The organism is Methylophaga thalassica MP, from assembly GCF_000214595.1.
Taxonomy (GTDB): Bacteria; Pseudomonadota; Gammaproteobacteria; order Nitrosococcales; family Methylophagaceae; genus Methylophaga; species Methylophaga thalassica.
The window spans coordinates 174,703-191,889 of the sequence record NZ_AFIG01000001.1 but is presented as its reverse complement, the minus strand read 5'-3'; the positions used below and the strand labels follow the sequence as shown (position 1 = coordinate 191,889).

At 45.6% G+C, this 17,187-nt stretch carries 16 protein-coding genes; 9 read left to right on the top strand and 7 right to left on the bottom strand.

Features of this window, described 5'->3' with window-relative positions:
* Both MAMP_RS00845 and MAMP_RS00840 read left to right on the top strand, forming a co-directional pair.
* On the top strand, positions 1 to 1,179 hold the full coding sequence (locus MAMP_RS00845; RefSeq protein ID WP_007144068.1) for an acetylornithine transaminase: 1,179 nt from the start codon (positions 1 to 3) through the stop codon (positions 1,177 to 1,179).
* 196 nt (positions 1,180 to 1,375) lie between these two features.
* Positions 1,376 to 2,050: a type 1 glutamine amidotransferase gene (locus MAMP_RS00840; protein ID WP_007144067.1), complete on the top strand. Its 675-nt coding sequence runs from the start codon at positions 1,376 to 1,378 to the stop codon at positions 2,048 to 2,050.
* 37 nt (positions 2,051 to 2,087) lie between these two features.
* Here MAMP_RS00840 and MAMP_RS00835 read toward each other — a convergent pair whose 3' ends face one another.
* The 6 genes from MAMP_RS00835 to MAMP_RS00810 all read right to left on the bottom strand — a co-directional run bounded on the left by MAMP_RS00835 (position 2,088) and on the right by MAMP_RS00810 (position 7,164).
* Positions 2,088 to 2,540, bottom strand: a complete 453-nt coding sequence (locus MAMP_RS00835; RefSeq protein WP_139031816.1) for an MOSC domain-containing protein — start codon at positions 2,538 to 2,540, stop codon at positions 2,088 to 2,090.
* Between the two features lie 77 nt (positions 2,541 to 2,617).
* Positions 2,618 to 2,965 (bottom strand): cupin domain-containing protein, encoded by a 348-nt coding sequence (locus MAMP_RS00830; protein ID WP_007144065.1) that lies wholly within the window; start codon positions 2,963 to 2,965, stop codon positions 2,618 to 2,620.
* 27 nt (positions 2,966 to 2,992) lie between these two features.
* The gene (locus MAMP_RS00825) at positions 2,993 to 4,363 is read right to left on the bottom strand and encodes an NAD(P)-binding domain-containing protein (protein WP_007144064.1); all 1,371 of its coding nucleotides are present in this window, start codon (positions 4,361 to 4,363) and stop codon (positions 2,993 to 2,995) included.
* Between the two features lie 172 nt (positions 4,364 to 4,535).
* Positions 4,536 to 5,315, bottom strand: coding sequence for a PAS domain-containing protein (locus MAMP_RS00820; RefSeq protein ID WP_007144063.1), 780 nt, complete (start codon positions 5,313 to 5,315; stop codon positions 4,536 to 4,538).
* Positions 5,316 to 5,317: 2 nt separating this feature from the next.
* Entirely contained in the window at positions 5,318 to 5,998 is a 681-nt protein-coding gene (locus MAMP_RS00815; RefSeq protein WP_007144062.1) for a response regulator, read from the bottom strand.
* On the bottom strand, positions 5,995 to 7,164 hold the full coding sequence (locus tag MAMP_RS00810) for a sensor histidine kinase (RefSeq protein ID WP_007144061.1): 1,170 nt from the start codon (positions 7,162 to 7,164) through the stop codon (positions 5,995 to 5,997). Before MAMP_RS00810 ends, MAMP_RS00815 begins: the two co-directional genes overlap by 4 nt.
* A 301-nt stretch (positions 7,165 to 7,465) precedes the next feature.
* On the opposite strand from MAMP_RS00810, the gene MAMP_RS00805 reads away from it, so the two are divergent.
* From MAMP_RS00805 to dsbG, 4 genes are all read left to right on the top strand, one after another.
* The gene (locus MAMP_RS00805) at positions 7,466 to 9,790 is read left to right on the top strand and encodes a DUF1989 domain-containing protein (protein WP_007144059.1); all 2,325 of its coding nucleotides are present in this window, start codon (positions 7,466 to 7,468) and stop codon (positions 9,788 to 9,790) included.
* 38 nt (positions 9,791 to 9,828) lie between these two features.
* Positions 9,829 to 10,830 carry a methyl-accepting chemotaxis protein gene (locus tag MAMP_RS16585; protein ID WP_007144058.1) on the top strand — a complete coding sequence of 334 codons (1,002 nt, stop codon included), beginning with the start codon at positions 9,829 to 9,831 and terminating at the stop codon, positions 10,828 to 10,830.
* A gap of 118 nt (positions 10,831 to 10,948) precedes the next feature.
* The gene (locus MAMP_RS00795) at positions 10,949 to 11,365 is read left to right on the top strand and encodes a plastocyanin/azurin family copper-binding protein (protein ID WP_007144057.1); all 417 of its coding nucleotides are present in this window, start codon (positions 10,949 to 10,951) and stop codon (positions 11,363 to 11,365) included.
* A 158-nt stretch (positions 11,366 to 11,523) separates the two neighbouring features.
* Positions 11,524 to 12,300, top strand: a complete 777-nt coding sequence (gene dsbG / locus MAMP_RS00790; RefSeq protein WP_007144056.1) for a thiol:disulfide interchange protein DsbG — start codon at positions 11,524 to 11,526, stop codon at positions 12,298 to 12,300.
* A 44-nt stretch (positions 12,301 to 12,344) separates the two neighbouring features.
* Here dsbG and MAMP_RS00785 read toward each other — a convergent pair whose 3' ends face one another.
* Entirely contained in the window at positions 12,345 to 13,313 is a 969-nt protein-coding gene (locus MAMP_RS00785; RefSeq protein ID WP_040576106.1) for a helix-turn-helix domain-containing protein, read from the bottom strand.
* Between the two features lie 179 nt (positions 13,314 to 13,492).
* On the opposite strand from MAMP_RS00785, the gene MAMP_RS00780 reads away from it, so the two are divergent.
* Genes MAMP_RS00780 through MAMP_RS00770 form a run of 3 tightly spaced genes read left to right on the top strand, consistent with a single transcriptional unit; the run spans position 13,493 to position 17,187 of the window.
* On the top strand, positions 13,493 to 14,905 hold the full coding sequence (locus MAMP_RS00780; RefSeq protein ID WP_007144054.1) for an ethanolamine ammonia-lyase subunit EutB: 1,413 nt from the start codon (positions 13,493 to 13,495) through the stop codon (positions 14,903 to 14,905).
* On the top strand, positions 14,898 to 15,764 hold the full coding sequence (gene eutC / locus MAMP_RS00775) for an ethanolamine ammonia-lyase subunit EutC (RefSeq protein ID WP_007144053.1): 867 nt from the start codon (positions 14,898 to 14,900) through the stop codon (positions 15,762 to 15,764). The genes MAMP_RS00780 and eutC overlap by 8 nt, the downstream gene beginning before the upstream one ends.
* Positions 15,765 to 15,819: 55 nt before the next feature.
* Positions 15,820 to 17,187, top strand: coding sequence for an ammonium transporter (locus MAMP_RS00770; RefSeq protein WP_007144052.1), 1,368 nt, complete (start codon positions 15,820 to 15,822; stop codon positions 17,185 to 17,187).

Sequence of the window (17,187 nt, the reverse complement as noted above, 5' to 3'; positions counted from 1 at the left end):
ATGACACAGTGGAACGTGGACGCAGTCATGAACATTGCCGAACGGCCAGATATTGTGATGGTGGCCGGAGAGGGTTCCTGGTTGACCGATAATCAGGGGAAGCGTTATTTGGATTTCCTTCAGGGCTGGGCAGTGAATTGTTTAGGGCACAGCCATCCGGCGATTGTTGAGGCAATCTCAGAGCAAGCTGGCAAACTCATAAATCCCAGTCCGGCGTTTTATAACGAACCGATGATTGCCTTGAGTCAGTTATTAGTCAAACACAGCGGCTTTGATCAGGTCTTTTTTGCCAATAGTGGTGCGGAAGCAAATGAAGGGGCGATCAAACTGGCAAGAAAATGGGGGAGCAAATACAAAAACGGCGCTTATGAAATTATTTGTTTTGAGCGTGCGTTTCATGGTCGAACTCTGGCGACCATGTCTGCCTCAGGCAAGCCCGAGTGGGCCGAGTTATTTACTCCAAAATTAGCGGGTTTTAAGCATGTGCCATTGAACGATATCAATGCCGTTTTAGCAGCCATTAATAAGAACACGGTGGCGGTGATGTTGGAACCGGTGCAGGGTGAAGCCGGGGTCATCGCTGCTGATCCGCTTTTTCTCAGACAGCTACGGGAAGTGACCAAAAAGCAGGACTTGTTACTGATCGTCGATGAGGTGCAAACAGGCATGGGGCGGACAGGACAGTTATTCGCCCATCAACATGCAGATATACAACCCGATATGATGACCCTGGGTAAAGGTCTGGGCGGGGGCTTTCCCCTCTCTGCACTTTTAGTCACCGATCAGGTGGCCTGTTTTGACTTTGGTGATCAGGGCGGTACCTTTAATGGTAACCCCTTAGCCACAGCTGCTGGGCTGGCGGTATTAACTGAGTTAATACGTCCCGGTTTTATGGACGCGGTGAATGAAAAAAGTCAGCAGCTCAGTCGTAGTTTAAAAACACTTCAGCAGCATGACCGGTATGGGCTTATCAAGTCAGTCAGAGGTCAGGGCTTATTACAAGCGATTTGTTTTCATCGTCCGGTAGCCAAAGAGCTGATGAAACGAGCGTTTCAGGCGGGTTTATTGATTAATGCGACGCAGGCGGATGTTATACGATTTATGCCATCATTACTGATCAGCGAAGATGAAATTGGGCTGATGGAAGATATTATGTTGCAACAGGTGCTCAACCGTTAACGATAGGGAATATATCAGCTAAACATATCGGATTTCGGCAAAGATCATAATGCACTGTTTCTTTCGGTTCTGTCTTGAACTATTCTAGCCATAACAGTTATTTAGCGTGATCGATACGATCATTAATCCATGGGATGGCTGACAGGTATTAACTGAATCAGCGTCTCTGAAAGAAAAAGTTTACGGAGTATTTACAGTGCAGAAAGTAGCCATTTTGCAGCATGCAGAGGGTGAATGGATTGGCTCAATGCAGGGTTGGTTTGCGGATAAAGAATTTGAGTTACAGACCTATCGTCTTGATTTTAATGAAGCATTACCGACGATTGATACCTTTGACTGGTTATTGATTATGGGGGGCCCGATGAGTGTGAATGATGAAGACACTTATCCGTGGTTACCTGCTGAGAAAAAGCTGATTAAAGACGCGATTGAAGCCGGTAAAAAAGTACTGGGCATTTGCTTGGGTGGACAACTGATTGCCTGTGCAATGGGGGCTAAGGTTTACCAGAATGAGCAGCAGGAAATTGGCTGGCATACGGTGACTAAGACGGATGATACCGCTACCTGGATGCCGGATTCGTTTGAGCCATTAAGCTGGCATGGTGAGTGTTTTGAATTGCCAGTCAATGCGATTCCTTTTGCCAGTAGTTTGATTACCCCCTATCAGGGCTTTCATTTGGGCAAATACGTCTGGGCATTACAGTTTCACTTAGAAGCTGAGCATGGGACGGTTGATGCGTTTTATGCTGTTGAAAAGTCATTACCTGATGGGGAATATGTACAGAGTGAAGCCGAGTTATTTGATGACACGCCTTACCTGCAACAAAGCCGTGAAGCGATTTTTGCGTTACTGCATCAGATGAATGATTAAATCAAGGGTGTAGCGACGGCTTAGGTCGCTACACCGTTTATATAACGTCAAACGTCATGCCGGCGTGGATATCACCATCTGAAAGCACATCGGCACGTAAGCCACTTTTATGCACAAAGGCTTTCACGACCTCTTTTTTGGCTAAAGTCTCATTACTTAGTAATTTACCGAGTGTCGCACAAGGCTCACATAGCTCGACACCTTTGAAACGTACATCACCTATCAAGAACTCCTTACCAACCAGATCATTGAGGCGAATACCCTGGGTGATAACATTCCGCCGGGTATCAGCGAGTTGGATGCGTTGCTGATAATTATTGTTAAAGGCTTCGATTTCTTCTATTTCAATAAAAGTAATGTTCTGACCTGGCCATTGAGCACGATCAAAGTTACGGTCACCGACGATACCTTTAGCTGTGATCAGATCAATTTTCTTGACCTGAACCTGCTCTCCAAGACTGTTCTCAGCAATAAAAATCGTATGAATCAAGGTAAGCTCCTGCATAAAAAAAGGAGTGAACGCCAAAGACATTCACTCCAAGGAACAGATCGTTTAAATGCCTTCAACTAGAGTTTCAGCACAAAATGTTTGGTAACGGGTTCAATAATTTCCCAGGTACCGACAAAGGTTTTTTCGAAGACCATGGATTCGCCTGCACTCAGGCTGAGAGGCTCACCACCTTCAGCGGTCACAATGGCTTTACCCGCCATAATGTGCACAAATTCCCAGCCACCATATGTTGCATGATAGGTGCCTTCAGTCGCTTCCCAGCGTCCTGATAAAATGCTGCCATCTTCACTTTTATATTCGATCCAGGTTTTCATAGTGGGGTTACCCACCTGTTTTACCCAGCCATCCAAATCCGATTCAATCGGTTCGACGGTTTTATCAATAATCTTGGTGACGCTCGTCATGATATTCTCCAGTTTGAATATGTTGTTTTAAGCTTCTTTAGCCACAGGAATTTCGCTCTTATCAGAGAGATAGGCTTCCAGAGAATCATCCAGTGCATCTATCCATGGTGTGTGATGTTTCGGTGCCATCGTGCCAGTCATCAGTGAACGGTATGAGTGGTCACGGAAAGTCATGATGTTTTCTTTTTTGTGATGTTTCCATTCCAGGAAAGTTTTGTTGGTTGCCGGAATATCAAATGACGGATAGTCAGTCATATCAATCAGATTCTGAATGTAGTCACCCTGGTAGGTGTACATTTCTTCAGCCGTAACCAGCGTCAGTTCTTTTTCACGCCAGGCCATGCTGTCGGCTTTCATCTCTTCTTTTGATGGCAATGGCAGTCGACCCATAATCACATCACGGGCATACCAGGCTTGGGCATCAAACATATTGAAGCTGTACCATTGATCCTGCATGCCAATGTAGAAGAATTTTGGATTATCTTCCCACACCACGCCTTTATAAAGGTTGAGCGGCCATAAACGGTTATTGGTGACCAGACGCAGATCGTCATTGAGGAAGGGGAAGTGATGGATATAACCGGTACACAGAATAATCGCATCGACTTTTTCTGATGAACCATCGGCAAAATAAGCGTTTTCAGTATCAACACGAACCAGGTTGGGTCTTTCATCCCAGTTTTCAGGCCATTTATAACCCATCGGTGCGGTACGGTAGCAGCTGATCAGTTTTTTCGCGCCGTATTTATAACATTGTGAGCCGATATCTTCAGCTGAGTAACTGCTGCCGACCAGTAATACAGTTTTGTCTTTAAATTCTAATGCGTCACGGAAGTCATGGGCATGCAGAATGCGGCCACCAAATTTTTCAAAGCCTTCAAATTCAGGCACGTAAGGTGTTGAGAAGTGACCGGTACAACAGACAACATAGTCAAACTCTTCAGAGTAAATTGTGTCAGTAGTATGGTCCTGCACGGTAACGGTAAAAGTTTGGCTGTCTTCGTTGAATTCAACATGACGAACAGCGGTATTAAAACGGATATATTTTCTGACGCCGGCTTTTTCAACACGGCCTTTAATATAGTCCCATAAGACTTCACGGGGTGGATAAGAGGCGATGGGCTTACCAAAGTGTTCGTCAAACGTGTAATCAGCAAATTCAAGACATTCTTTCGGGCCGTTTGACCACAGATAGCGATACATACTGCTATGAACAGGTTCGCCATTTTCATCTAAACCAGTGCGCCATGTGTAATTCCACTGGCCGCCCCAATCAGCTTGTTTTTCAAAACAAACGAGTTCAGGGATCTCAGCACCTTTTTCCTGGGCGGATTGGAATGCTCTGAGTTGTGCCATACCACTTGGGCCTGCACCAAGTATCGCAATACGAGTTGCCATAGGGGTCTCTCCATACAGTGTTATTTAGTCAATCATGCTGCGAAAATCGACAGCGCTTAATAACCAAAATAGCTCGCTTTTTTTGTGGGAGAAATCCTCTTGTGTGGGTATCCCAAAAGGGTAAAAAAGGGGGTAGATTAGCCTGAAAAAAATAAATCTAATCAGGTTGTTATCACTTGTTAGTGAGTAACAAAATGCCTTCAACACCAAGTACCATACCGCTTTTCGAGTACAGCCCCCGGCCTTTATCCTGGACGCTGACTTCAGTGCCATCTGCCCTGGTTAAACGATAATGGATATCAAACGGTGAAAATGTTTCCAGTGATTGCTGCACTTCTTCCCAGACATGAGTGGCATCATCCGGATGAATGATGGAACCGAGCGACACTTGCGACTGATTTAACATGCTCTCTGCGCTGTAACCGGTGATGAGCTCGCAGCCTTCACTGACATATTCCATGCTCCAACTGGCATTATTTCTGGAGCGATACAACATGGCAGGCAAACGATCAACCAGGCTTTGTAAGCTGCGATGACTGGCGTGGCGGACTTCTTCGTTACGCACTTGTGGCGTGATATCACACAAGGTCGCGGAGAGGGGATAGAGTTGGTCTTTATTCACAGACTGAATGCGCATTTCACACCAACGCAGCTCACCACTGGCACTGATCAGACGAAACCAGACGGTTTCATGCTGTGAGGGAATAATCTTATTTAACAGTTGTGACCAGCTGGGGATTTCTTCCGGGTGCAGAAAATCGGAAAACAACCGACCAACAGTTTCTTCTACCGGAATACCCGTAATGGTTTGCCAGTATTGATTAATAAATTGCACCTGATGCTGTTTATCGAGTAATAACACAACATCATTGAGGCTATTAAATAGTTGCAGTAATTGTGGCTCTTCGCCGTGAGTCTGCGGGTGACGGCGAGGCCACTTCAACAGTGTCATGGTTACACTTCCTTATCCAGCAATTCGGCTGAGAGGTTACGATGTGCCCAGGCAGCCAACTCAAGTCGTGAGTGCAGATTCACTTTACGCAGCAGACTTTTTACATAGACTTTGACGGTGCCGTCACTGATGCCCAGTTCACGAGCTATGAGTTTGTTATTCAGCCCTTTGGCGATATAAAACAAGGTTTCTCGTTCTCGTTCAGTCATATGAGACAGAATTGCGCTGGAAGGGTTGTTTTCATCATCTTTATTTTCACGAAGATGGCTGGCTAATGAGGTGACTGCACCGGCATTCATCGCCACATTGCCATGCAATACCGACATCAGTTGCGACAAAATTTCATCGGGCGGGGTGTCTTTTTGCAGATAGCCATTGGCGCCGTAACGTAAGGCTTCGAGTAATTTATCCTGTTCGTTACAGGCAGTGATAATGATGATTTTTAATTGATTATCGTGCTCACGCAGTTGTTTTAATACGCCCAAACCTGATTTACCGGGCATTTGCATATCAAGCAATAAGATATCCGGATAGGTGTTTTCGATATTGTCCAGTAAGGCCTCTGCATTGTCATACTCAGCAATGACCGTCATTTCCTCACTGTCATTGAGCAACTCGACCACACCACGACGAAATAAAGGGTGATCATCGACAACCACCACAGAAATAGGGGTGTCACTCATTCATTCGCCTCCAAATCCAGGCTGAGATCAACCCGGGTTCCGCCTTCCGGACGATTGTTAATCACTAATGATGCACCGATGCGATCAGCACGTTCTTTCATTATTTGTAAACCAAAGCTGTCACTGCGAGCCGCTTCAGGGTTAATACCGGTACCGTTATCTTCGATATGAATATGTATTAGTGAACTGGTCTTAAGCAGCAACACGACTCGCGCATGTGTGGCATGAGAGTGACGGACGATATTACTGAGGCTTTCACGAACGATGTACAGCATTTGCATCGACTGCTGAGGTGACAGCATATTCAACGGCAGGCGATTATCCAGCTCAAACACGATGGCGGATTGATGTTCAAATTCTTTAATGGAATTAATCACGCCTTGTGACAGGTTGTCACTTTGCATGGTCAACCGTGAAGATGTGATGAGTTCACGTGTTTGATGATAAGCGCATTGGGTGTAGGAGGCTAAATCTTCGGTAATTGGTTTCAATGAGCTGAATTCATCTTGCTGACAAAGTTTATCCAGCTTCAGGCTTTTCAGTCGTAAGTAACCCAAGACTTGTGCCAGTGAGTCATGTAGCTCAGCGGCATACATGGCACGCTCGGATTCCAGCGCTTTTTTTAATTTACTTTCACTGTGATACCAGGCTTGTAGACCTTTATATAAGGTATTTTCAATGCTGGATGTTTTCCACTTTAATTGTTTAGCACTAGGCGCGGCATCACGGAATAAAAATAAAGACCAGACGGTCATGTTCTCGTGATCAAATAAACGGCTGGGCGCGATAGTTAAGCCATCAACCATCATCATATCGTTGGACTCGGGGGCTTTACCCACAGTGAATAGATGATGCAGCGATTGCATCAGTTTCGCTGCTGGCGCCTGATGCAGGCCATGGTGCATAAAGGTTTCTGAGGTAGATGGGTTGCTGAATAAAATGATCAGTTCCGCCTGTTGTGCAGGTGGAAAAAGATCGTTAATAAGTGATTGTAATGATTTAAGTACAGCAGGCAGCGTTTCACTGATATTTTCAGCGGTAGCCAGTTTAAAAGCTAAATCGTTGAAATCGAGTGACGGCAACTCCTTTTTTTTAGTGACAGCGCGTACTGTTTCACCAAACCAGGATTGTCCATCTATCCAAGTTTTGAGTTTGATATTGAGCATCTTTACTACCTTTGTAATGTCCACACTCGAAGGAGGTGGCCTGTATTACATCTGTTTTGTCATATGACAGCAGATTTTGTGCCATTTCATTCGATTTTTGCTGGTTTATAACCAATGGGGTAACCCATCAGGAGGATTGATTTATGTTTCCTGAAGGTAAATATTGTTAAACCCAGAGAAATTTATTTTTGTATCAGAGATGAAGCGAAATGAGGTGCACTTTTCTGGTTCAAAATCTCATGGGTCTGCACCAGATATGAACAAAATCACTTCAGCTTTTGGCTGGAAAACAAGGTGAATCATGCTAGAAATGATTAAAGAAGAATCGGAAGAAGACAGATTTTTGAATCTGCAATCGCCCATAGATAGCCAACAATTCCGTGTTGAAGGCCAGCAGGCCATCAGGCTGCGTTTACAGGTAGGCGATGTACTTGAAATCATCAGTGTTGATGGCGAGCAGGCGGCTGAGTTAATTGTGCTGGATATGGATGGTCATGCAGCGCCACAGCTCCTAGATAGCCGTCTACCTGTGACTGGCGATAATATTCAACAACAGTTGCAGGAAACAGGCACAGCAGCCAAGGCCCTGGTTAAGCAGTTCGAGAGCTGGCAGATTCAAGCTAAAGATTATCAGACGGTATTACGTGTGGAGGGTGATGAGTCATCATCATTCGTAGCCTATGCCGATCTGACGGTGGTGATTGTCGCCGCTGGACCCAGCATGTCTATTGAAGCGCATACACCGCCCACTGAATTAAAAGTGGTGGTGAAATATGCTGAACCCATTGATGAAGTTCTGCCAGAGCCGCTCGCGGAAGTAAAAAAAGAAATACGTATTCCTCGAGCATCTGCCCGCACTTATGAGGTGAAAAAAGGCGAGTGGATCCAGATCATCGATGTATCAGGCAAGCAATGCTCTGACTTTATTGTGTTTGATAAACAGGCGTTGGAGCAGGGCAAAGAAGTCGGTCTGGATTCCACCGCGACACGTACGGTAATGGGACTAAGCAACCCTGTACCGGGATTACATTCGCGGTTTTTGGGGCCGGATATGATGTCGATGGTGGAAGTGGTGCAGGATACCGTGGGACGTCATGACAGCTTTTTATTTGCCTGTACGGCCAAATATTACGAAGACAGTGGTTATTTTGGTCATATCAGTTGTACTGAAAACTTCAATAATGTGCTTAAGCCTTATGGCATCAAACCACGTGCAGGCTGGCCTGCAATAAACTTGTTTTTTAATACCGGCATTGAGCCTTGTGGCACCGTGTTTATGGACGAGCCCTGGTCACGTCCTGGTGACTATGTGTTGATGCGGGCAGATAAAGATTTGATCTGTGCGTCATCGGCCTGTCCTGATGATATTGATCCGGCAAATGGCTGGATTCCAACAGATATCCACGTCCGCATATATGGGGCTGAACACCATTTTCCACGTTCCATTGCCCACCGAATTACAGCTGAGGAGCACCCTCGTATGACCAAAACATCCGGTTTTCATAACCGTACATCTGCATTAACCAAGAAATTTATTGAATATGCCGGCTATTGGGTGGCGGCTGAATATGAAGGCTGGGGCGCCAATGCGGAATATCTGGCCTGTCGTGAACGGGTGGCGGTGCTGGATTTAACCCCTCTTCGTAAAATCGATATTACCGGTCCTGATGCGGTGGCCTTTTTACAGTATGTGTTGACACAAAATGTACGGCGTATGGCGGTAGGTGAAATTGCTCACTCAGCCATTTGTCTGGAAACGGGCGGCATGATTGATGATGGCACCATTTTCCGTATGGCTGATCAGGCTTTTCGCTGGTTCTGTGGTGATAGTTACACCATGGTGTGGATGGCGGAAAAAGCGGAAGAAAAAGGCTTTAAAGTCAGTATTCGTAATGCCACGGAGCAGATTCATAATCTGGCGGTACAAGGACCAAATAGCCGTGACTTACTCAGCCAGATTATCTGGACGTCAGAAAGTCAGACCAGTGTGGAAAAACTGAAATGGTTTCACTTCACCATTGGCCGCTTAGGTGGGCCGGATGGTGTGCCATTGATGGTGTCCAGAACCGGCTATACCGGTGAGCTGGGTTATGAAGTCTGGTGTCATCCGGATGCAGCTGAAGCGGTATGGGATGCGATTTGGCAAGCCGGGCAAGCATTTGATATCGCGCCTATGGGCTTTGATGCGTTGGATATGCTGCGTGTCGAAGCTGGCCTGAGCATGGCCGAATATGAGTTCGGTCCTGATGTAACTCCCTTTGAAGCGGGCACCGGATTTAGTGTGCCATTAAGTACAAAAGAGGAGGACTTTATTGGCCGTGAAGCACTGGCTCGGGAGAATCCGGAGAGTCGACACAAATTAGTTGGCCTGATTCTTGATGGTGGAGAATCTGCAGCTCATGGTGATTTGGTATATCAAGGTCGATTTCCAGTAGGCATTGTGACAAGTGCCATTCTTTCGCCTTTGTTAGGTAAACAAATTGCGATGATTCGTGTAGCCCCGGAGTTTGCAAAACAAGATACAAAGCTGGAAGTCGGTAAGCTTGACGGTATTCAGAAACGTTTAGGTGGCACAGTAGTAAAACTGCCGTTTTATGATCCTAAGCGAGCGCGATTACTTTCATAACTTCCAGTATTCATCACCTTTAAAAAAGGAAACCTTGTATGGGGTGGAAGCTATTTAATACTGGGCGTTTACAGTATGTCTCTGAGTCAATTTTATCAGTCGTCGATAAAACGATTGAGTCGCCATATAACCGTGTGCCAATTTGGATGCACGGTTATTTACGCGCTCCGATAGAACGGATTGGTGATTATCTGTCATCCCTGCAAAAAGAGCATCAGGAGGAACTCGAACGACTGAATCACTCCCATCAACAACATTTGGCACAACAGCGCGAAGCGTTTGAGCGAGAATTGAATGAGCTTCGCCAGCAAACAGATTCGTTGAACCAGACACTGTCTTCTGTCTATTCAGAAATGGATCATTTGCAGAGTGAAAATCGGCGTCTGTTGAGCGAGTTGGATGATAACAATCTGGCAAAGTCGGCACTGACAGAGGGCGTCTGGATGTTAACCCTGGTGAATGGCGATCCTGATGATGAAAAGAGTGTGATTATCTGGTCAGAGCAATTCCGCCAATTACTAGGGCATAAGCGTCAGGAAGACTTTCCAGATGGTTGGGACAGTTGGTTAAAAGCAATTCATCCGGAAGATATGGATGTGACCTTGGATGCCTTTACCAAACATATTAACGATAAAACAGGTAGTACGCCCTATGTGGCTGAATACCGTTTAAAAATGGCCTCTGGTGAGTATGTCTGGTTTCGTGAACGTGCTGCCACCATACGTAACGAAGAAGGTATTGCCGTCAAATCCGCTGGTGCAATTCGTAATATCAGCCATGAGCACAGTGCACGTGAGCTGCATAATTTAGAAATGCAGCGGGCAGAAACCCGTATGACGGAAATCCTCACCGTCGCTGATGTGATCACCGAAATAACCCAACAGACGAATTTGCTGGCTTTGAACGCGGCGATTGAGGCAGCCCGTGCAGGTGAAGCGGGTAGAGGCTTTGCAGTGGTAGCAGATGAGGTGCGTAAGCTGGTTTATCGAACTGAAGAAGCCAACGACAAAATTCGGACAATGGCTCAGACTGAGCACTAACGATCTCAGTGTTTTACATAACTTTACATGATCTCCTTGAACCATTAGTGACATTGTCATGCCGTACTTATGAGTTTGTCGCTGTAGTGTTTGGAATTAATAATAAAAAGGAGAAAAAATGAGTATATTAAAAAAATCACTTACTGTCTTAACCCTGGCTACCTTATTTTCCAGTAGTTTAGTGTTTGCTAAAGATGTGACTGTTCAGGCAGAAGGAACCAAGTTTGATCCACTGATCGTCAATGTCGATCCAGGTGATACAGTTTATTGGACTAATATGGACATCCACAATGTTCACTTTATGTTCCAGCCAGATGGTGCCAAAGACTTTAAGTCTGAAATAGGTCAGAACACCTCGCGAGAATTTACTAAAGAAGGTATTTATGTTTACCAATGTGATCCTCATATCGGTTTAGGTATGGGCGGTGCTGTTGTCGTAGGTAAACCCAGTAATCTGGATACATTGAAATCAACCAAATTACACGGTGGACTTGGCATGATTGCTCATAAAGTGATTAAAGCTGAGTCTAAATAATCACCATACCTTCTAGAAAGTCTCTCTCGAAAAAGGCGCTCAATGGAGCGCCTTTTTGTATTCTGAGCGTTAATGTTCTGCGCCGGGTAAACTAATTCATTTTTTTGCTGACTTACAGTCACGTAATTAAGACACTCAAACGCGGGTTAGGATCTCTGATGAAAAAAATGCTTATCGGCTTGTTGTTGGCAATCATTGTAGTTGCGGGTGGTGTGTACATTTTTACTCACTCTGGCGCTACAGATAAGCAGGGTGATGTGCTGTCATTTATCAAAAAGCAGGGCGTGACGATTATTGATAGCTTTGAGACGCCTTCAGAGCTAACCGGCTATATCGGTACCTATAAAGATGAACCGATGAGTATTTATGTGACGGCGGATAAACGCTACGCCGTAGTGGGCGACTTGATTGATGCTGAGGGTAAAAATCTGGGTGCTGACGCCATCTACCAACTGGTCACCAAACCACAGAATGAAAAACTCTGGCAACTATTAGAACAGACTGACTGGGTGCAGGATGGTGATAAAAATGCCCCACGCATTGTTTATACTTTCACTGATCCTTTTTGTCCTTACTGTCATAAATTCCGTGATATGGCGGATCCTTTCATTGCTGAAGGCAAGGTGCAATTTCGTCATATTCTTGTGGGTATTCTGCAGGAAAACAGCCTGGCTGTTGCGGCTACGATTATGGGATCTGACTCACCTGAGGAGGCTTTCCAGCAACATCGCCAGTTGAGTAACAAAGGCGGTATAACCGTAGACAACGCAAAAGCATCTAAAGGTAACGATAGCGTTTTGGCTAATAATCATTTGATGGAAGCGTTACATATGCATGCGACACCAACCAGTGTGTATAAAGATAATGACGGTGAAATTCAGGTCGTGGAAGGAATGCCGGTACAGCAGGAGTTAAGTCGGATTTTTGAAGAGTAAAAGATGAGACTGGTTTGGTAAGAAAGCCATCCGTGGCTGGCAAATTAATTATGACGACGTGAAATGGTGATGGAAGGATTCTCACCAAACAGTTCGGTGTAATCGTGAGTGAATTGCCCGGCATGGGTAAAGCCCCAGTGCTGAGCCACCATCGCAATGGTTTCATCTTCCTGCAAACCTTGAAGCAAGCGGCGTCTGACAGCATTTAAGCGAGCCATTCGAATAAATTTCACTGGGCTGATATCCAGCACATCTTCAAAACTGTATTGCAGTGTTCGTCGGCTGACATGAGCCAGATCACAGAGCTCGGTAATCGTCACGTGTTTGCTTGGGTTGGCATCGAGGTAAGACGTCACTTTTTCAACGACTGCACGACGTTTACTAAAACTGGGCTTTTCTGTTATCGGCCCATCTTGTTGTAAGACTTCAAGCATTGCCATCATCAGGTTTTCCTCATGTATCTGTCTGGCGATATCACTTTGAACGGGGGATATCACCTCGTTTAATACTCGCCGCAGCTGATTGAGCTTATGTGACTCCCACACTCTTAGTGGCGAGTCGAATACGTTGGTATCAAGCAGAATGCCTTGTTTTTCAGCGATCTGTTGCAGACTGTCCTGATTCACCACCACACCAAAAATATCAAAGTCTTCAGGTGTAATGAGTTCAAACTGGGTATTGCCAGGACGAATCATTAGCTGGTTCTTTTCTACCTGATGCCCGTTGATGCGACATGACTTTTCATCCACAGCAAAGCCCATCCAGATCGCGTTCGGCCAGACATTGCACTGCTGACGAACGGCACGACTGGTGTGCTCTCGAAAAGCGTGAACATGCTCAAACATGACCTCTTCAATACGCCCATAAAATTGCCCCAGGCTGATTTGATCAAATTGTTGCTGCCAGGCTTTTAAATTGTGTGCTTGTTCATCCACATCTTCTGCTTCCAGAACGCACCAACGCGTAGCGGTTTTGCTCTGTTTTGGTGCAAATTTTATATTTTCTTCTTTCATTTGCTCCCCTTGTTTCATTTTCATTATGCAATTTGTTTCAATAAGTTGCTGAATAACAACCCAAAAAACTTTTGCCAATTTTCGATAGTCACCCGGTATAAATCTCGCAAGTTCATTTTAGGAAACTTTGTTTACTTAAAGGCAAAATTTATTCCAAGTAATCGGAAATAAAGCAGTTTATGACACAGACATATCGTTACCAATTAGGCACCAAGACCTATCAGTTCGCTGACTTAGCCGATCTGATGGCAAAAGCCACGCCTGCACGTTCGGGCGATCGACTGGCGGGTGTCATTGCTGAAAGTGCAGAACAACGTGCTGTCGCGCAATTATTGTTGTCTGAAGTGCCTCTTAAAACATTTCTGAATGAAGTCCTCGTGCCTTATGAAGAAGATGAAGTCACACGACTGATTATTGATGAACATGATGTGAATGCGTTTGAACCCATTTCACATATGACAGTAGGTGATTTCCGTAACTGGTTATTATCAGACAAAGCCAGCAGTGAAATGCTGAGTCAGATACGCGCCGGTGTAACGCCTGAGATGGCCGCCGCCGTTTCTAAAATCATGCGTAACCAGGATTTGATTCTGGTGGCACAGAAGTGCCGGGTAGTAAGTGCATTCAGAAATACGATTGGTTTACCCAAACGCTTATCAACACGCTTACAACCGAATCATCCTACCGATGACGTTAATGGTATTGCGGCCAGTATTCTCGATGGTCTGTTGTATGGTGCCGGTGATGCCGTTATCGGCATTAATCCCGCGACAGACAATGTGGCTCAGGCAACTCGCCTGATGCAGTTGATGGATGAAGTGATTTCACTCTATGAAATTCCTACTCAATCCTGTGTGTTAACGCATGTCACTAACACGATTGAATGTATTGAAAACGGGGCACCAGTGGACTTGGTATTCCAATCTATTGGTGGCACAGAAAAAACCAATAGCAGCTTTGGTTTTAATTTAGCGACCTTGGCTGAAGCACACCAAGCTGCCTTGTCTTTGAAACGAGGCACGGTCGGTCAAAATGTCATGTATTTTGAAACCGGTCAGGGCAGTGCCTTATCAGCCAATGCGCATCACGGTTTGGATCAACAAACCTGTGAAGCAAGAGCCTATGCGGTTGCCAGAAAATTTAATCCTTTACTGGTGAATACAGTAGTTGGCTTTATCGGCCCTGAATATCTGTTTGATGGCAAAGAAATTACCCGTGCAGGTCTGGAAGATCATTTCTGTGCCAAGTTACTTGGGCTGCCAATGGGGTGTGATGTTTGCTACACCAACCATGCCGAAGCCGATCAAAATGATATGGATAATCTGCTGACTTTATTAGCGACAGCAGGGTGTTCGTTTGTGATGGGCATTCCGGGCTCTGATGACATCATGCTTAATTACCAAACCACCTCATTCCATGATGCGCTATATGCGCGCCGGGTCTTAGGTTTAGGTGCTTCACCTGAGTTCGAAAAGTGGCTGGAAAAAATGCAGATCATGACCGATGCCAGTCATGCCAAGTTATCAAATCAGTTACCGCCGGCCTTTGCTGGCACCCTCAGGGGCTTAGCCACAGGAACCAATGATGGTTAAGACCGAACGACTCACGCCTATCAGAAAAAAAACGGATGATGCTGTTGTCACGGATAATCCTTGGCGTCGTCTGCGTGAGTTTACGGATGCCCGTATTGGCTTGGGTCGTGCTGGTGTCAGTACACCAACCCGTGAATCTCTCGAATTTCAATTAGCTCATGCCCAGGCACGTGATGCCGTGCATACCGAGCTGGATTTTGCCGGCTTACAGCAAGACTTAGTCGCCTTGGCTGAAAAATACCCCGTATTAAACACCGAAACACCTCTGGTACTGCACAGTCTGGCAACGGATCGAATGACTTATTTGCAACGTCCGGACTGGGGCAGACAGCTTGATGAAGCCAGTCTTGCGGCACTTAAACCACACAAAGCCATAGAACCCTACGATTTAGCCATTGTGATTGCCGATGGTTTATCCGCCACCGCTATTAAAGAAAACGCTGTGGTGTTTATTGAAACCTTAGTGCAAGCCATGCAAGGCAGTGAAAACGCTTACTCACTAGCCCCCATCGTATTGGTCGAACAAGGTCGTGTTGCCGTGGGTGATGATGTCTGTGAAGCCTTAAATGCCAAAGCGGTGTTAGTACTGATTGGCGAACGTCCGGGATTAAGTTCACCCGATAGTTTGGGTCTGTATCTGACCTGGGCGGCGAAACGTGGCCTGACCGATGACAAACGTAACTGTATTTCCAATGTAAGAAAGGCGGGACTTTCTTATTTTGCTGCGGCTCAGAAAAGCCTTTATTTGCTGACTGAGGCCCGCAGACTCCAGTGTTCTGGCGTTGCTATCAAGGATCGCTCTACCGATAAGATTATTGATAGCAACGCCGTTCAAACCAGCTTTTTGCTGGATAAGTAGCGCCAACCAATAAAGGTGGATGTGTATTAATGTTAACTAATAAGAGGATAGTAAGATGGACAATGCGCCAACGCTAGAATCCTTGCAAGCGGCACTCGATGCTCAGCAAGCGGTTTTTCAAATGCATCAGTCTATGAATGTCGAAGTGTTCTATTGGTGGTGTACCGCCATTATGATCATGATTCATGCTGGTTTCTTGGCCTACGAAATGGGGGCTTCACGTAGTAAAAATGCTTTAGCGGCAGGTATTAAAAATATTCTCGCTTTAGCGGTCATTATTCCCACGTTTTATTTGTTTGGCTGGTGGATTTATAACGCTTTCCCGAACGGCTTTATTCCAATTGATGCTGCAGGTGCATTACCTTGGGCGAAAAGCATGGGACCTGATGTTACCGATATGGGCACAGGTATTTTCTGGGCAGCGTTTGCCATGTTCGGTGCCACAACCGGTTCGATCTTGTCCGGTGCCGTTATCGAACGGATTCGTGTCAGTGCGTTTTTGATTCTGACTGTATTCCTGGGTAGCGTGGTCTGGATTCTGGCCGGTGCCTGGGGTTGGCATCCAGATGGTTGGTTACTGACGAAGTTGGGCTATCACGATGTTGGCGCATCAGGTGTGGTTCACGCTGTCGCTGGTTTCTTCACATTGGGTGTACTGATTAACTTAGGTCCACGTGTGGGTAAATTCATCAACGGTGTGGCTCAAACTATCGCACCACATAGCTTACCGATGACATTAATCGGTCTGATGATGATTATCTTTGGTTTCTTCGGATTCCTGGGTGGCTGTATCATTTTCAACGGTGGCGAAACAGGCTGGACAATTATTTATAACAACCCAACTAACTTATCTGCGTTTGCATTCAATACGCTGATGGGCTTTGCGGGTGGTGTACTTGGTTGTTACATGGCTAGCCGTGACCCATTCTGGACAATGTCTGGTGGTCTGGTCGGTATCATCTCAGTAGCAGCTGGTTTAGATCTTTATGATCCTGAATTAGCGTTCATCATTGCTGTAGTGACCGGTATCATGGCAGTTAAAGTCGCGAAAATCGTTGAAAACTTTGGTATTGATGATGCAGTAGGTGCTGTAGCAGTTCATGGCTTCACCGGTGTGTGGGCTGTGTTCTTAGTGGGCGTATTTGCTTATGGCATGCCGAATGTGGGTGATTTGCCACCTATCAGTTTTGTCGGTCAAACCATTGGTGCCATCGTAATGGCTGCAGTTGGCTTCATCCCAGGTTATGCGATCTCTTGGGTACTGAAAAAAGCTAATGCATTACGTGTACCTAAAGCAGCTGAAGAGCTGGGCTTAGATGAAGTAGAAATCATTGCTAAACCATATCCAGAAGCGAATGGCGTACCAGCAATAACATCAAGTGACGTGCCAAATAAATTGGCTAATCCAGAACCAGGAGTGTAA

Bases quoted from the DNA above. Each gene is read 5' to 3' on its own strand.
- MAMP_RS00845 (WP_007144068.1), top strand. From the start codon at position 1: ATGACACAGTGGAACGTGGACGCAGTCATGAACATTGCCGAACGGCCA.
- MAMP_RS00830 (WP_007144065.1), bottom strand. From the start codon at position 2,965: ATGACGAGCGTCACCAAGATTATTGATAAAACCGTCGAACCGATTGAA.
- MAMP_RS00825 (WP_007144064.1), bottom strand. From the start codon at position 4,363: ATGGCAACTCGTATTGCGATACTTGGTGCAGGCCCAAGTGGTATGGCA.
- MAMP_RS00820 (WP_007144063.1), bottom strand. From the start codon at position 5,315: ATGACACTGTTGAAGTGGCCTCGCCGTCACCCGCAGACTCACGGCGAA.
- MAMP_RS00815 (WP_007144062.1), bottom strand. From the start codon at position 5,998: ATGAGTGACACCCCTATTTCTGTGGTGGTTGTCGATGATCACCCTTTA.
- MAMP_RS00810 (WP_007144061.1), bottom strand. From the start codon at position 7,164: ATGCTCAATATCAAACTCAAAACTTGGATAGATGGACAATCCTGGTTT.
- MAMP_RS00805 (WP_007144059.1), top strand. From the start codon at position 7,466: ATGCTAGAAATGATTAAAGAAGAATCGGAAGAAGACAGATTTTTGAAT.
- MAMP_RS16585 (WP_007144058.1), top strand. From the start codon at position 9,829: ATGGGGTGGAAGCTATTTAATACTGGGCGTTTACAGTATGTCTCTGAG.
- MAMP_RS00795 (WP_007144057.1), top strand. From the start codon at position 10,949: ATGAGTATATTAAAAAAATCACTTACTGTCTTAACCCTGGCTACCTTA.
- dsbG (WP_007144056.1), top strand. From the start codon at position 11,524: ATGAAAAAAATGCTTATCGGCTTGTTGTTGGCAATCATTGTAGTTGCG.
- MAMP_RS00785 (WP_040576106.1), bottom strand. From the start codon at position 13,313: ATGAAAGAAGAAAATATAAAATTTGCACCAAAACAGAGCAAAACCGCT.
- MAMP_RS00780 (WP_007144054.1), top strand. From the start codon at position 13,493: ATGACACAGACATATCGTTACCAATTAGGCACCAAGACCTATCAGTTC.
- eutC (WP_007144053.1), top strand. From the start codon at position 14,898: ATGGTTAAGACCGAACGACTCACGCCTATCAGAAAAAAAACGGATGAT.
- MAMP_RS00770 (WP_007144052.1), top strand. From the start codon at position 15,820: ATGGACAATGCGCCAACGCTAGAATCCTTGCAAGCGGCACTCGATGCT.